At 42.3% G+C, this 15600-nt stretch carries 14 protein-coding genes and 2 tRNA genes; 15 read left to right on the top strand and 1 reads right to left on the bottom strand.

The genetic code is table 11. The features are described from left to right. Positions 1-31: 31 nt before the first annotated feature. Positions 32-334 (bottom strand): YhbY family RNA-binding protein, encoded by a 303-nt coding sequence (locus tag Q0A08_RS12815; protein WP_046016689.1) that lies wholly within the window; start codon positions 332-334, stop codon positions 32-34. 100 nt (positions 335-434) lie between these two features. Here Q0A08_RS12815 and rlmE point away from each other — a divergent pair, with 100 nt between their 5' ends. The 15 genes from rlmE to pnp all read left to right on the top strand — a co-directional run bounded on the left by rlmE (position 435) and on the right by pnp (position 15597). Further along, entirely contained in the window at positions 435-1055 is a 621-nt protein-coding gene (gene rlmE, locus Q0A08_RS12810) for a 23S rRNA (uridine(2552)-2'-O)-methyltransferase RlmE (RefSeq protein ID WP_438461937.1), read from the top strand. A 70-nt stretch (positions 1056-1125) separates the two neighbouring features. Next, entirely contained in the window at positions 1126-3102 is a 1977-nt protein-coding gene (gene ftsH, locus Q0A08_RS12805) for an ATP-dependent zinc metalloprotease FtsH (RefSeq protein WP_438461936.1), read from the top strand. Positions 3103-3158: 56 nt separating this feature from the next. Further along, a complete protein-coding gene (gene folP / locus Q0A08_RS12800) occupies positions 3159-3992 on the top strand; it encodes a dihydropteroate synthase (RefSeq protein WP_438461935.1) in 834 nt (277 codons plus the stop codon). Then, positions 3993-5330 (top strand): phosphoglucosamine mutase, encoded by a 1338-nt coding sequence (glmM, locus tag Q0A08_RS12795; RefSeq protein ID WP_438461934.1) that lies wholly within the window; start codon positions 3993-3995, stop codon positions 5328-5330. A 111-nt stretch (positions 5331-5441) separates the two neighbouring features. Further along, positions 5442-6194, top strand: coding sequence for a triose-phosphate isomerase (gene tpiA / locus Q0A08_RS12790; RefSeq protein ID WP_438461933.1), 753 nt, complete (start codon positions 5442-5444; stop codon positions 6192-6194). Positions 6195-6197: 3 nt separating this feature from the next. After that, entirely contained in the window at positions 6198-6551 is a 354-nt protein-coding gene (gene secG / locus Q0A08_RS12785; protein ID WP_438461932.1) for a preprotein translocase subunit SecG, read from the top strand. Between the two features lie 32 nt (positions 6552-6583). Beyond that, a tRNA-Leu gene (locus tag Q0A08_RS12780) sits at positions 6584-6669 on the top strand. Positions 6670-6714: 45 nt separating this feature from the next. Further along, positions 6715-6791: transfer RNA gene (locus Q0A08_RS12775), tRNA-Met, on the top strand. A gap of 210 nt (positions 6792-7001) precedes the next feature. Beyond that, positions 7002-7463 carry a ribosome maturation factor RimP gene (gene rimP, locus Q0A08_RS12770; RefSeq protein ID WP_046016682.1) on the top strand — a complete coding sequence of 154 codons (462 nt, stop codon included), beginning with the start codon at positions 7002-7004 and terminating at the stop codon, positions 7461-7463. Positions 7464-7490: 27 nt separating this feature from the next. After that, positions 7491-8981, top strand: a complete 1491-nt coding sequence (gene nusA, locus Q0A08_RS12765; protein WP_438461931.1) for a transcription termination factor NusA — start codon at positions 7491-7493, stop codon at positions 8979-8981. Positions 8982-9008: 27 nt separating this feature from the next. Then, the gene (infB, locus tag Q0A08_RS12760; protein WP_438461930.1) at positions 9009-11573 is read left to right on the top strand and encodes a translation initiation factor IF-2; all 2565 of its coding nucleotides are present in this window, start codon (positions 9009-9011) and stop codon (positions 11571-11573) included. A 9-nt stretch (positions 11574-11582) separates the two neighbouring features. Beyond that, the gene (gene rbfA / locus Q0A08_RS12755; protein ID WP_009835752.1) at positions 11583-11975 is read left to right on the top strand and encodes a 30S ribosome-binding factor RbfA; all 393 of its coding nucleotides are present in this window, start codon (positions 11583-11585) and stop codon (positions 11973-11975) included. 28 nt (positions 11976-12003) lie between these two features. Then, the gene (gene truB, locus Q0A08_RS12750; protein WP_438461929.1) at positions 12004-12930 is read left to right on the top strand and encodes a tRNA pseudouridine(55) synthase TruB; all 927 of its coding nucleotides are present in this window, start codon (positions 12004-12006) and stop codon (positions 12928-12930) included. Between the two features lie 85 nt (positions 12931-13015). Continuing rightward, on the top strand, positions 13016-13285 hold the full coding sequence (rpsO, locus tag Q0A08_RS12745; protein ID WP_009835750.1) for a 30S ribosomal protein S15: 270 nt from the start codon (positions 13016-13018) through the stop codon (positions 13283-13285). 203 nt (positions 13286-13488) lie between these two features. Continuing rightward, positions 13489-15597, top strand: coding sequence for a polyribonucleotide nucleotidyltransferase (pnp, locus tag Q0A08_RS12740; RefSeq protein ID WP_438461928.1), 2109 nt, complete (start codon positions 13489-13491; stop codon positions 15595-15597). The last annotated feature ends 3 nt before the right edge of the window (positions 15598-15600 follow it).

Here is a 15600-nt window from a genome sequence, read left to right as displayed (position 1 = left end):
CTGGTGAATGTTTTCACCAGTCTTAATAAACCTAGCGTAGTAAGTTTGAAAGCTTAGGATTTGGCTCTAATGCTTTGCGGTAAAAAAGGGCTACTTTACCAATAGTTTGAACGACTTCACATTTCATGATTTTGCTTGTTTCAGCAATAAGATCACTGCGAACTTCACGATCCATGATGCTAAAACGTACTTTAATTAGTTCGTGATCTTCAAGGGCACGATCAACTTCTGTTAATACGGCTTCTGTTAAACCATTACCTGCAATCATAACAACAGGGTTTAAGGCGTGACCAATAAGTCTATATTGCTTTTTTTGAACGTTGGATATGCTCATATTTTAATTTTCTCATGTTTAGTTACTCCTCTTTGATGGAGGCTTTAGAGGTTAAGATATATTATAACGGAATATTGTTGGATTTAGGTATGAAGAAACCGTGGCAAGATCAAAAAGTAGTGAAAGCTGGATGAAAGAGCATTTTGATGACGTTTATGTAAGGCGTTCTCAGCAAGATGGTTATCGCTCGCGTGCTAGTTACAAGTTAATTGAGATAAATGATAAGGATAAATTGCTAAAATCTGGCATGAAGGTGGTAGATTTAGGGGCAGCGCCTGGTGGTTGGTCTCAAATAGCGGGGAGATTGATTGGTGACAAAGGTAAAGTTGTTGCGTCAGATATTTTAGAGATGGCACCTTTGCCAAGTGTAACCTTTGTTCAAGGGGACTTTACAGAGGATGATGTTTATCAAGAAATCCTAAAAGCGATAGGAGATGAGCATGCAGATCTTGTAATTTCAGATATGGCCCCCAATATGAGTGGTAATAGCGCTGTTGATCAGCCGCAATCCATGTATTTAGTGGAATTGGCTTTGGATATGGCCTCTCAAGTCTTACGACCTGGCGGAAACTTTTTAGTAAAAGTTTTTCAAGGGGAGGGCTTTGATGAATATTTAAAGACAATGCGCGGCATGTTTACTAGCGTTGTAACACGTAAACCTGATGCTTCTCGTGCGAGAAGTAGAGAAGTTTATTTGTTAGGTAGACAATTTAAAGGGTAAATTAGGGATGAGCTTAGAGCTGGTATATACTTGCTGAAGGTCATTTATTCAAACGTTAAGAGGTGTGCTCTTGAACGATATGCTTAAAAATATTCTGTTGTGGTTAGTAATCGCAGCCGTTTTATTAACTGTATTCAAAAATTTTAATACCACGACTGAAACAAGCCGTATGACATACTCGTCATTCGTAAACTCAGTGCAGGACGGCAATATTGCGCGTGTTGTAATTGATGGTTATACCATCAGTGGTTCCGACAAAAATGGTGTGCCGTTTGAAACAGTGCGCCCAGCAGCAGCTGATCCAAAAATTATGGATGATCTGTTGAGTAATAATGTCGTTGTTGAAGGGCGCATGCCTGAACAGCAAAGCATTTGGACTCAACTGCTTGTTGCGAGTTTCCCTATTTTGCTTATTTTGGCCATTTTTATGTTCTTCATGCGCCAAATGCAAGGTGGCGGTGGCGGCAAAGGCGGCCCAATGGCATTTGGTAAGTCTAAGGCGAGGTTGTTGCCTGAAGATCAGATCAAAACAACCTTTGCTGATGTGGCTGGTTGTGATGAGGCGAAAGAAGATACTAAAGAGTTAGTTGACTTCTTACGTGAGCCAAGCAAATTTCAACGCCTTGGCGGTAAGATTCCTCGTGGTATCTTGATGTGTGGACCACCTGGTACAGGTAAAACTTTGTTAGCTAAAGCGATTGCTGGTGAAGCCAAAGTACCTTTCTTTACTATTTCCGGTTCAGACTTTGTTGAAATGTTTGTAGGTGTAGGTGCTTCTCGTGTTCGTGATATGTTCGAACAGGCTAAGAAGCATGCACCTTGCATCATCTTTATTGATGAGATTGATGCTGTTGGTCGTAATCGTGGCTCAGGTATGGGTGGCGGTAATGATGAACGTGAACAAACATTGAACCAATTATTGGTTGAGATGGATGGCTTTGAAGGTAATGAAGGTATTATCGTTATTGCTGCAACTAACCGTCCGGATGTATTGGACCCTGCTTTACTGCGTCCTGGTCGTTTTGATCGCCAAGTTCAAGTTGGTTTGCCAGACATTCGTGGCCGTGAACAGATTCTTAAAGTACATTTGCGTAAAGTGCCTTGTGATGAAGATGTGAATCCAAAAAACATTGCTCGTGGTACCCCTGGTTTCTCTGGTGCTGACCTTGCTAACTTGGTTAACGAAGCGGCATTGTTTGCTGCGCGATCTAACCGCCGCTTGGTTAATATGGAGCAGTTAGAGCTAGCTAAAGATAAAATTCTCATGGGTGCTGAACGTAAGACCATGGTGATGAAGGAAGATGAAAAGCTAAATACGGCTTATCATGAAGCTGGTCACGCTATCATTGGTTACCTGATGCCAGAGCATGACCCTGTGTATAAGGTGACTATTATTCCTCGTGGACGCGCACTAGGTGTGACCATGTATCTTCCAGAAGAAGATAAGTACAGTATCAGTAAACGTGGTTTAGAATCACAAATCTGTAGCTTGTATGGTGGTCGAATTGCCGAAGAGATGATTCACGGTTTTGACGGTGTATCAACTGGCGCCTCTAATGACATTGAACGAGCAACAAGCATTGCCCGTAACATGGTAACTAAATGGGGTTTATCTGCGGAGTTAGGTCCGTTTGCATATGAAGAAGATGATAATAACGGTGGTTTTATCGCGACTTCAACTGGCAGCAAAGCTAACTACTTCTCACCTGAAACAGGTATGCGTATTGATGCAGAAGTAAAAGATATTATTAGTACTTGCTATCAGAAAGCGACACAAATTCTAGAAGATAACCGTTCTAAGCTAGATGTTATGGCTGACGCTTTGATGCAGTACGAAACGATCGATGCGAAGCAAATTAAAGAGATTATGGATGGTAATAAGCCGTCTGCACCAGAAGGTTGGTCTGACTCTAGTGGTGATGAGCCAACTGCTGGCGGAGATGCGCCAAAAGAAACTGTTGATCTAAATACGGGTGAAATTAAAGATGAAAATGGTTTTACGGATGCGCCTGATGCGGCTAACCCTAAAACCAGTGGAGAGAGCTAAGCTCTCTCTGTTTATCTATATAAATAAGCTTTTTATTAAGAGAGATAGGGAGCCTGATGGCTGTTACTATTTTTGGGGATAAGTCGCTTGACTTATCCCGTCCTCAGATCATGGGTATCTTAAATGTTACCCCTGATTCTTTTTTCGATGGCGGATCATTCTCCAATCTAGATGATGCTCTTTTTCAGACGCAAAAAATGCTGTCTGAAGGTGCGTCCATTATAGATGTTGGTGGTGAGTCAACAAGGCCCGGTGCATCAGCTGTTTCATTAGAAGAAGAGATGAATCGGGTTATTCCTGTTGTTGCTGCTATAAAGTCTCGATTTGATGTTGTTGTATCTTTAGATACTAGCTCTGCTCAGATAATGACTGAAGGTGCTAAGCAGGGCGCTGGATTGATTAATGATGTACGAGCTTTAACGCGTGATGGTGCGCTGGATGCTGCTATAGCGACAGGTTTGCCTGTTTGTCTTATGCATATGCAAGGTAATCCTGAATCTATGCAGGCAAATCCAAACTATTCCGCAGTATATAACGAAGTTCTCAGTTTTTTGTTAGAGAGAGCAAAGGCTTGTCAGGCGCTGGGAATGAAGTCTGAGCAGATACTATTAGATCCAGGTATTGGGTTTGGTAAAACACTGGAGCACAATCTTGAATTGCTAAATAATCTCGATCAAATTCTAAGTCATGGTTTCGAAGTGCTTATTGGTGCCTCACGAAAAAGCATGATAGGTCAGGTGTTGAATGCAGAAGTTCAAGATAGAGTATTTGGCACCTTAGGTGCTCATGCTGCAGCCTTTGCAAAAGGTGCAAGTATTTTTAGAGTGCATGATGTGAAGCCTCACTATGACATGTTAGAACTCATGTATCGAATTAAGAGAGAAAAATAAATGCGTAAATATTTTGGCACAGATGGTATTCGCGGTAGAGTCGGTGAAGGTGCAATTACTCCTGAGTTTATGTTGAAGCTTGGTTGGGCAGCAGGACAAGTATTTAAAGAACACGGCAAAAAAGTTGTGATTGGTAAGGATACGCGTATTTCTGGCTATATGTTTGAGTCTGCTTTAGAGGCAGGCCTTGTTGCAGCTGGTGTTGATGTTCGTCTAGTGGGGCCTATGCCAACACCTGCTATTGCATACCTTACACGTACTTTTCGTGCTAGTGCGGGTATTGTTATTAGTGCATCTCATAATCCTTATACCGATAACGGCATTAAGTTTTTCTCAGCGGAAGGTACTAAGTTATCTGATGAGATAGAAGAGAAAATAGAATATTACGTGGATCAGCCTTTAGTTGTAGTTCCATCTGACCAAATTGGTCGTGCTAAGCGTATAGATGATGCGGCTGGTCGTTATATTGAGTACTGTAAGGGTACTTTCCCAATTGGGTTGCAGCTCAATGGCCTTAAAATAGTGGTTGATTGCGCTGATGGTGCAACCTATCACATTGCGCCGAGAGTTTTTACTGAGCTTGGTGCAGATGTCATCGTTCTTGGTGATAAGCCTGATGGTCTAAATATTAATGAAAATAGTGGTGCAACTAAACCAGAGTTAATGCGTGAAAGAGTGTTGGCAGAAAAAGCAGATATCGGCATTGCGTTAGATGGTGATGGCGATCGTTTGATCATGGTTGATGCTGATGGCGAAGTACGTGATGGTGATGATGTGCTCTACGTCATTGCAAACCATTTAAGAAACATTGGTAAGTTTAGTGGTGGTGTAGTTGGCACCCTGATGAGTAATTTTGGCCTGGAGCTTGCTTTTTCAGAACAGGGAATGGGTTTTGGGCGTGCTTCTGTTGGTGATAGGTACGTAAATGAAAAATTAACTCAGCTTGGTTGGGTGTTGGGTGGTGAGCCTTCCGGTCACATTGTTTGTCGTTCAATTACAACTACTGGTGATGGTATCGTTGCTGCTCTGCAAGTTTTGCAAGCAATGGTTGAAGAAGAGAAGACTTTGACCGAGCTCTTGCAAGGTTTTAGTAAGTTTCCTCAAAGGCTTAAAAATATCCGTGTAAAAACACGCTTTTCACCTGCTGAAGTGCCACAGTTACAGCAGGCGATTGCTCAGGCTAATGAGAAACTTAACGGCTCTGGGCGTGTTTTGTTGAGAGCGTCAGGTACTGAGCCTTTGGTTCGCGTTATGGTAGAAGGTGATGACTCTGAGTTGGTTGATGAACTGGTTGAGTCTTTAGCGAATGAAGTAGAAACTTACTCAAAAGCACTTTAATTCGTTAATTTGCTGACACTTCTTGGTTAAAAAATAAATCATATTAAACAAATACTTGAAAACAAGGCGGCATTTCATTAGAATTGCCGCCTCAAAATAAGAGGTGCAAGAATGGCTCGCCAGAAAATTGTTGCAGGAAATTGGAAGATGAATGGTTCTTCGGAATCAATTAATCAACTTGTTGTTGGCTTAAATGCTGCAATAGATGATACTCCTGTGGAAGTTGTGGTTGCCCCATCTTTCCCTTATTTAGCGCAAGTGGATAACTTGCTAGAGAAAAGTCTAATTAAAATGGCTGCCCAAAACGTATCTGAACAAAGTTCTGGTGCATTTACAGGTGAAGTTAGTATCTCAATGTTGCAAGACTTTGCGGTAGATTATGTTTTAGTTGGACACTCTGAGCGTCGTTCGATCTACGGTGAAATAGATCAGGTTATTGCTGAAAAAACGAAAGCGCTTTTAGCATCTGAACTAACACCGGTTCTTTGTATTGGAGAAAGTCTCGAACAACGTGAGCAGAATATCACTTTAGATGTGTGTTTCTCTCAAATTGACGCTGTACTAAATCTTGTTGGTGTTAATGCTTTTGAGCAAATTGTCATTGCATATGAGCCAGTTTGGGCGATAGGTACAGGGCTTTCTGCTTCAGCTGAGCAGGCTCAAGAAGTGCATAAAGCAATTCGTGAGCATATTGCTAAATCTGATGAAGTAGTTAGTGAGAAAGTAAGAATTATTTATGGTGGTAGCGTAAAAGCGAGCTCTAGCTCTGGCTTGTTCGCTATGCCAGATATAGATGGGGCCCTTGTTGGGGGCGCATCTTTAAAAGTTGAAGAATTTATTGGTATTGTGAAATCTGCAGGTTAAATGATGGAAGCTTTGGTTTTAGTTGTACACGTGTTAGCTGCTATTGCGATTATTGGTTTGGTGTTACTACAGCAAGGTAAAGGTGCTGATGCCGGAGCTTCTTTCGGTGGTGGTGCTTCGCAAACTGTGTTTGGTAGTCAAGGTAGCGGTAGCTTCTTTGGTAAACTGACAGCTTTATTTGCATTAGTGTTTTTCTTAACAAGTTTTGGTCTTGCTTATGTGGCAAGTCAACAAGCTAAGCAAGTTTCTGGTCAATTAGACTTTGTACCTGCTGTTGAAGAAATTCAAGATACAGTAACTGTTCCTGATTTGGCTGAGCCTCAAGCTGGCAATTCAGATGTTCCTGTAGTTGAGTAAACTTACCTTTTAATAGGTTAAGTTTTTGGTATGCCGATGTGGTGGAATTGGTAGACACGCCACCTTGAGGGGGTGGTGGCCTAAGGCTGTGCCGGTTCGAGTCCGGCCATCGGTACCAATGTTGATTTGTAGTAAGATTGTGTGTATGATGTGCACACTTTGACGCGGGGTGGAGCAGTTTGGTAGCTCGTCGGGCTCATAACCCGAAGGCCGTAGGTTCGAATCCTGCCCCCGCAACCATTGTGTATTGATCTTTCTAAAGGGGTCTGTTTACACAAAAGAATTCCAACTTGCTTGAAGCTAAATCTCAAGTAAGACAATGAGTTAGATTATTCTGATTCATTTGAAGAACCCCTTTATGGGGTTTTTTGTTATCTGGATATAATAAAATGGGCCTTGAGCCCGTTTTTTGTTTCTGAACTTTGACATTTGTTAAATCGGAGAAAGTGATTGTCTAGCAAAGATACTATATTAGAGGGCTTTATTCGTCCTGTAGTAGAAGGACTTGGCTACCGTTTTTGGGGATTGGAATATATCTCTCAAGGTAAAGATTCGGTGTTAAGAGTGTTTATAGAGAGTGACTCTGAAAATGGCACTGATATCGAGGATTGTGCCAAAGTTAGTCGACAAGTGAGTTCTATCTTGGATGTTGAGGACCCAATTACTGGTGAGTATAGCCTTGAGGTTTCTTCGCCTGGTCTTGATCGTCCACTATTTGATCTAACTCAATTTGAGGAATACATCGGAGCGATAGTGTCGCTGCGTTTACGTGTGCCATTTGATGGAAGACGTAAGTTCAAAGGTCAGTTGACAGCCGTTGAAGGGGAAGACGTTGTGTTGCGTGTAGATCAAGAAGAGTACTTGTTACCAATTGATCTAATTGATAAAGCCAACGTTGTTCCAGTATTTTAATTTACCCTTTAAAGAGAGGCTAAAAGGATGAGCAAAGATATTCTTTTGGTAGTGGAAGCAGTTTCCAACGAAAAAGACGTACCAAAACAAGTTATTTTTGAAGCAGTTGAAATTGCTTTAGCAAGTGCTGCTAAACGCCGTTTTGAAGAAGAAGCAAAAATTCGAGTTTCAATTGACCAGCGTACGGGTGATTACACTACGTACCGCCAATGGGACATTGTTGCTGATGAAGATTATGCTCAACCTGCCCATGAACTTACCATCGATGACTCAGTAGAGCAGAACCTAGGTTTAGCTATTGGTGAAATCTTCGAAGAAGAAGTTGAATCAGAAGCATTTGGTCGTATTGCAGCGCAAACGGCTAAGCAAGTGATTGTTCAAAAAGTCCGCGAAGCTGAGCGTGCGAAAGTTGTTGCTCGCTATAGCGAAAAAGTGGGCAAGCCAGTTCATGGTCAAGTGAAAAAAGTAACACGTGATAGTTTAATTGTGGATCTAGGTGAGAATGCAGAAGCTGTATTACCTAAAGACCAACTTATCTCTCGTGAAACTTTCCGCATGAATGACAGAATTCGTGCTTTATTACTTGAGATTCGTGACGATAGCCGTGGCGCTCAATTGATTCTTTCTCGTAACGACCCTGCATTCATGGTTGAACTTTTCCGCCTTGAAGTGCCAGAAATTGCAGAAGAAATGATCGAGATTCGTGGTGCAGCTCGTGACCCAGGTCTACGTGCAAAAATTGCTGTTAAAACGAATGACCGTCGCATTGATCCAATCGGTGCTTGTGTTGGTATGCGTGGTGCACGTGTACAAGCTGTCTCCAATGAGTTAAATGGCGAACGTGTTGATATTGTGCTTTGGGATGATAATCCGGCACAACTTGTTATCAATGCAATGTCTCCTGCAGAAGTGGACTCTATCGTTATTGATGAAGATACACACTCAATGCAAGTAGCTGTTAGTGCAGACAACTTAGCTCAAGCAATTGGCCGTAACGGACAGAACGTTCGTTTAGCGTCTAACCTAACGGGTTGGCAGTTAAATGTAATGACGAGCGAAGACGCTGTCGCAAAACAGCAAGAAGAGTCCGATAAGCTTATTAATCTTTTCGTGAATAACCTAGATATTGATGATGACCTAGCAGGTCAGTTAGTTGATGAAGGTTTTGCCACATTAGAAGAAATTGCTTATGTGCCAATGGAAGAAATGCTGGATATCGATGATTTTGATGAAGACTTGGTAAACGAGCTTCGTTCAAGAGCAAAAGAAGCCTTATTAAACTTAGCGCTACAAGCTGAAGAGCAGCTAGAAGAAGCTGCTCCAGCAGAAGATTTGCTCACAATGGAAGGTATGGATAACCACCTGGCATTGGTATTAGCGTCTAAAGGCATCTGTACAATGGAAGATTTAGCTGAGCAGTCTGTTGATGACTTAATTGATATTGAAGAAATCAATGAAGAACGCGCAGCGTCACTAATTATGACAGCTCGTGCACCTTGGTTCGCTGAATCTGAATAAATCTGAGTAGAATAAAGGGGGAACTTAATGACAGTTCAAACCGTAAAAACACTATCCGAGCTGGTGAATACACCAGTAGAGAAGCTGCTGACTCAGATGAAGGAAGCAGGGCTACCACAATCAAGTGAGAGCCAAGAAGTTTCAGATGCCGAGAAACAAGTGCTATTGAAACACCTTCAACGTGCGCACGGTGGTGATGAGTCAGGTGAGAAATCATCTCAACGCATTACTTTGCAACGTAAAAAAACCTCTACCTTAAAAGGTGGCGATAATAAGACGGTTAACGTAGAAGTGCGTAAAAAACGCACCTATGTGAAGCGTAATGATACTGAAGATGAGGCTGCTAAGCAGCAAGAACTGCTAGCTCAGCGTCAGGCTGAAGAGCAAGCTAAACTCGCTGCTGAAGAAAAAGCTAAACTAGCTGCAGAAGAGAAAGCTCGCCAAGAAGCAGAAAGAAAATTAGCAGAAGAAAAGGCGGCTGCAGAAGCGGCAGCAGCAGAGCAAAAAGCTAAGCAAGACGCTCAAACCACTGCTAAGAGCTCATCGGACGGTAAGAATTCCAACGTAGGAGCGAAAGAGTCCTTGGAACCTGTAAAACAAGCTAAACCAGCACCGAAGAAAAACCATCATATGACTGCTGATAAAGAACCATCAAAAGGTAAAAAAGCAGCACCGCAAAAACAAGACGGTAAAGGTAAAAACCGTTTCGGTGCTGATAAAAAGCGCGGTAACAAAAATGCTATGGGTGATGATGAGTTCGGTCGTCGCAATAAACTTGGCAAGAAAAACCGTAAAGCTGCGCCACAAGAGCACGGCTTCCAAAAACCGACTGCACCAATTGTGCATGAAGTTGCTTTGCCAGAGAGTATTACTGTTGCTGAACTAGCTGAAAAAATGACAGTTAAAGCAGCTGCTGTTATCAAAATCATGTTCAAAATGGGCGCAATGGCGACTATTAACGAAGTAATTGATCGTGATACAGCAACTTTGGTAGTCGAAGAAATGGGTCACACTGTTAAGTTCCTTGATGAGAACGCAGTAGAGAATGACATCATTGAAGCGATTGACTACAAAGGTGAAGAGATTAAACGTGCGCCAGTTGTGACTGTAATGGGTCACGTTGACCATGGTAAAACATCATTACTTGACTACATTCGTACTACACGAGTGGCAGCAGGTGAATCTGGTGGTATTACCCAGCACATTGGTGCATATCATGTAGAAACACCACATGGCATGATCAGCTTCTTGGATACTCCTGGACACGCTGCATTTACATCTATGCGTGCTCGTGGTGCTAAAGCGACAGATATCGTAATCCTAGTATGTGCTGCGGATGACGGTGTGATGCCTCAGACTATTGAAGCGATTCAGCATGCCCGTGCAGCTGAAGTGCCTATGGTTGTTGCTATTACTAAGGTTGACAAAGATGGAGCAGACCTTGACCGTGTTAAAAACGAGCTAGTTGCACAAGAAGTAGTACCTGAAGAATGGGGCGGTGACGTTCAGTTCGTTGGTGTATCTGCTAAGTCTGGTGAAGGTATTGAAGAACTGCTAGAGGCGTTATTGCTTCAGTCTGAAGTGCTAGAGCTAACTGCTGTGCCAAGTGCACCAGGTAAAGGTGTTGTGGTTGAAGCACGCCTAGATCGTGGTCGTGGTTCGGTTGCAACCTTGCTTGTACAAAATGGTACATTGAAGAAAGGTGACATTGTATTGGCTGGCCTTCAAATGGGTCGTGTACGTGCCCTTCTTGATGAAAATGGTAAGCCAATTGAAAGTGCTGGTCCTTCTATTCCTGTTGAGATCTTGGGTCTTGATGGTACACCTGATGCTGGTGAAGAGTTCTTGGTGGTATCTGACGAGCGTAAAGCGCGTGAAGTTGCTAACTTCCGTCAAGGTAAATACCGTGAAGTTCGCTTTGCACGTCAATACTCAGCTAAGCTAGAAAACCTATTCTCTGAAATGGGTAAAGATGAAGTTCGTACTTTGAATGTTGTCTTGAAAGCTGATGTTCGTGGTTCTCTTGAAGCTCTGAATAAATCTTTACTTGACTTGAATACTGATGAAGTTCGCGTAAACATCATTTCAAGTGGTGTTGGTGGTATTACTGAAACTGACGCAACTTTGGCTTTGGCTTCTGAGGCGGTAATCTTTGGTTTCAACGTACGTGCTGATGCTTCTGCTAAAGCTTTCATTGAGCGTGAGACTGTTGACCTAAGATACTACAGCGTAATCTATAACATCATTGATGATGTTAAACAGGCGCTATCTGGTATGTTGTCACCTGATCTTCGTGAAGACATCAAGGGTACAGCTGAAGTTCGTGAAATCTTCCGTTCACCTAAATTCGGCCTTATTGCTGGTTGTATGGTTGTTGAAGGGACGGTTTACCGTAACAAGCAGATCCGTGTATTGCGTGATGATGTTGTTATTTATGAAGGCGAACTTGAATCATTACGTCGCTTCAAAGATGCAACTAATGAAGTCAGCAAAGGCATGGAATGTGGTATCGGCGTGAAGAACTATACCGATGTTAAAGTTGGCGATAAGATCGAAGTCTTCGAGACTGTTGAAGTCGCCCGTTCTTTGTAAGAGGCTATAATGGCAAGCGAATTTAGTCGTACTAGTCGAATAGGAGACCAGCTTCAAAAAGAGCTGGCTTCTATCATACAGTTTGAAGTGAAGGATCCTCGTTTAGGGATAGTCACTATTAATGAAGTCAGAGTAGCTAAGGACCTTGGCTACGCTGATGTTTATTACACTGTGTTAGGTATGGATGACAAGCCGGAAAAACTGGCTGAGAACCAAACTGCATTAGACAGTGCTAGTAATTTTTTACGCCGTCGTGCATCACAGGAGATTAAACTCCGTGTGATGCCGTTACTGCGCTTTCATTATGATGATAGTGTTGTAAATGGTGCAAAAATGTCAGCTTTGATTGATGAAGCAATTAAAGCAGATGCTAAGCACAATCCAGAAAATGACAGTGAATAAACTGCTTAAGATCTAGGTTAAAAGTAAAATGACAAAACGCACATGGCGCCCAGTTCATGGGGTTGTCTTACTAAATAAACCTTTAGGCTTGAGTTCTAATCAGGCTTTGCAAAAAGTTCGACGTCTATTTCAAGCTGAGAAGGCGGGACATACAGGTGCTCTTGATCCTTTGGCAACAGGTATGTTGCCATTGTGTTTTGGTGAGGCAACCAAGTTTTCTCAGTTCTTGTTAGATGCGGATAAACGTTATATTACTAAGGTGGCTCTTGGCGTGAGAACGACCACGGGCGATGCTGAAGGTGATGTGTTGACGACAGAGCCTGTGCCTAACTTAACGGATGAAGCATTGGAGTCTATTCTTGATCGCTTTCGTGGCGAAATAGAGCAGGTTCCTCCTATGTATTCGGCGTTGAAGCACGAAGGTAAGCCTCTTTATGAATATGCTCGACAAGGTATTGTGATTGAGCGTAAACGTAGAGAGGTGACTATTTCTGATCTGACTGTAATAGAAAGAACAGAGAATAGCTTAACCCTAGATATTTCTTGCTCTAAAGGAACCTATATTCGCACTATTGGTGAGGATGTTGGGGAAGCATTAGGTTGTGGTGCGCATTTATCTGCACTGCATCGAGTTTCGTCAGCAGGTTATGATCCGCAAGATATGCTTACATTGGAAGAGTTTGAGGCGATTGCTGAAGGTGGTTATTCTGAATTGGATAAACATTTATTGCCTATGGACTCTGCCGTTATGCATCTTAATAGGGTAGAATTGTCCGCGGCTGATGCTAGGGATATTCTTTTTGGTCGCGCATTGGCCAATGGCACTGAGTTTGAAGAAGAAAGTTTAGTGCGATTATTTGCGCAAGCTGATCAAAGGTTCTTTGGCTTAGGGCAAATTCGAGGTGAATTTATTAAGCCTCACAGATTGATAAATACGAGTGAACAACAGGGGTAACCCGTTTTTTACTGTATCTAGGGTGCCTGAAAATATGCTCGGCCACCCTATATTTTTAATAGCATATTATATTGGAGATAAGATAATGGCATTAACTGCAGAATCAAAAGCAGCATTGGTAAAAGAGTTTCAAGTAGCTGAAGGCGATACAGGTTCACCTGAAGTTCAAGTTGCTTTGTTGACTAAGAACATCGAAGGTCTACAAGGTCACTTTAAAGCTCATATCCATGACCATCATTCTCGTCGCGGTCTTATTCGCATGGTAAACCAACGTCGTAAGTTGTTGGACTACCTTAAGCGTAAAGACGCAGCACGTTACACTGGCTTGATCAAAAAGCTAGGTCTACGTCGCTAAGACTGAAGAAAGGCCATAGTTTACTATGGCCTTTTTTTTTACCAAACTTAGTTAATTTCATTCCCAAGGGACAGCCTGTACTTCAAATTATTTTTTGCAAAAATCAAATTAAAATCTAAATTTGATTGAGAAATAATCTGAGTACTGGCTCTAAAAGAATGTCTTTGGGTGAAAACAGTTTTTAAATTTAATAAGGAATACTTGTGAGTATTACGACTAAAACATTTCAGTTCGGTAAAGATACCGTAACGTTAGAAACAGGCCGTGTTGCACGTCAAGCAACAGGTGCTGTTCTTTGTACTATTGGCGATGTACAAGTTCTTGCGACCGTTGTTGGCGCTAAAACTGAAAAGCCTGGACAAGGTTTTTTCCCTCTTTCTGTGCATTATCAAGAGCGTGCTTACGCTGTTGGTAAAATTCCTGGTGGTTTCCTTAAGCGTGAAGGTCGCCCTTCTGAAAAAGAAACACTAACATCACGTCTAATTGACCGCCCAATTCGTCCTTTGTTCCCTAAGGGTTACATGAACGAAGTGCAAGTTGTTATCACTGTTATGTCTACAAATACAGACACTGACGCTGATATTGCTGGCATGCTAGCAACGTCTGCAGCGCTGTCTGTTTCTGGTATTCCATTCAATGGTCCTATCGGTGCTGCTCGTGTTGGTTTCAATGATGACGACGGCTATGTACTTAACCCATCTTACTCAGAACTTGATGGTTCTTTGTTGGACATGGTTGTTGCAGGTACTAAAGACGCTGTACTAATGGTTGAGTCTGAAGCACAAGAACTGACTGAAGATGAAATGCTAGGTGCTGTTCTTTATGCTCATAAAGAAATGCAAACTGCAGTTTCTGCAATTTCTGAATTTGCAGCTGAAGCTGGCAAGCCTCGTTGGGAATGGTCTGCAGAACCAGAAAACGAAACGCTTAAAGCAGCTATCGCTGAAGGTTTTGCTGAGCAAGTTGAAGCGGCCTACGGTATTAGCGAAAAAATGGATCGTTACAGTAAGCTTGACGAAGTGCGTACAGCTGCAGTAGAAGCATTAGTATCTGAAGAAGGTGCTGTTGAAGAAGCTGACGTAACAAAAGCATTCGCAAAACTTGAGAAAAACACAGTTCGTCGTCGAGTAATCGAAAGCAAGCCTCGTATTGATGGCCGTGACAATAAAACGGTTCGTCCTATCGAAGTTGAAGTTGGCCTTCTGAGCAAAACTCATGGTTCATCTTTGTTCACACGTGGTGAGACTCAGTCGATTGTTACTTGTACTCTAGGTACGAGTCGTGATGCGCAAATGAGTGATGGTCTTGCTGGTGAAAATAAAGATAGCTTCATGCTGCACTATAACTTCCCTCCATACTCTGTTGGTGAGTGTGGTCGTATGGGTGGTGTTGGTCGTCGTGAAATTGGTCATGGTCGTCTAGCACGTCGTGGTGTTCAAGCAGTATTGCCTTCAGAAGAAGAGTTCCCATACACAATCCGTATTGTATCTGAGATTACTGAGTCTAACGGTTCAAGCTCAATGGCTTCTGTTTGTGGTGCAAGTTTGTCTATGATGGACGCGGGTGTTCCTCTTAAAGCGCCTGTTGCTGGTATTGCAATGGGTCTTGTGAAAGAAGATGACGGCTTTGCTGTTCTTACTGACATCTTGGGTGATGAAGATCACCTAGGTGATATGGACTTTAAAGTTGCGGGTACTGCTGAAGGTATTACTGCACTTCAAATGGACATTAAAATTGAAGGTATCAACGAAGAAATTATGGATATGGCCTTAAGCCAAGCGCTTGAAGCTCGTACTCATATCCTTCGTGAAATGTCTAAAGTCATTGGTTATGCTCGTCCTGAAGTATCACCAAATGCACCTTCTATGGCTTCTATCAAAATTGATCCAGAGAAGATTCGTGACGTTATCGGTAAAGGTGGTGCAACTATCCGCTCTATTACTGAACAAACAGGCGCTTCTATCGATCTTGATGATGATGGTACTGTACGTATTTATGCTGCTGATAAGGCATCATCTGATGCTGCTTTGGTTCGTATTTATGAAATCACAGCAGAAGCTGAAGTAGATAAGATCTATAAAGGTACTGTTGCTCGTCTAGCTGAGTTTGGTGCGTTTGTTACTATCTTACCTGGTAAAGATGGTCTAGTTCATATCTCTCAGATAGCTGAAGAGCGTATCCGTGCGGTATCTGACTTCCTAGAAGAAGGCCAAGAAGTTTTGGTTAAAGTTCTAGATGTTGATGCGCGTGGCCGTATCAAGCTTTCTATGAAAGATGTATCAGAAGAAGAAAAAGCGGCTTTTACTGAATAAGTA

This window comes from Marinomonas sp. PE14-40, assembly GCF_051623805.1.
In the GTDB taxonomy this organism is placed as follows: Bacteria; Pseudomonadota; Gammaproteobacteria; order Pseudomonadales; family Marinomonadaceae; genus Marinomonas.
This window is presented reverse-complemented; position numbering and strand designations above follow the sequence as displayed.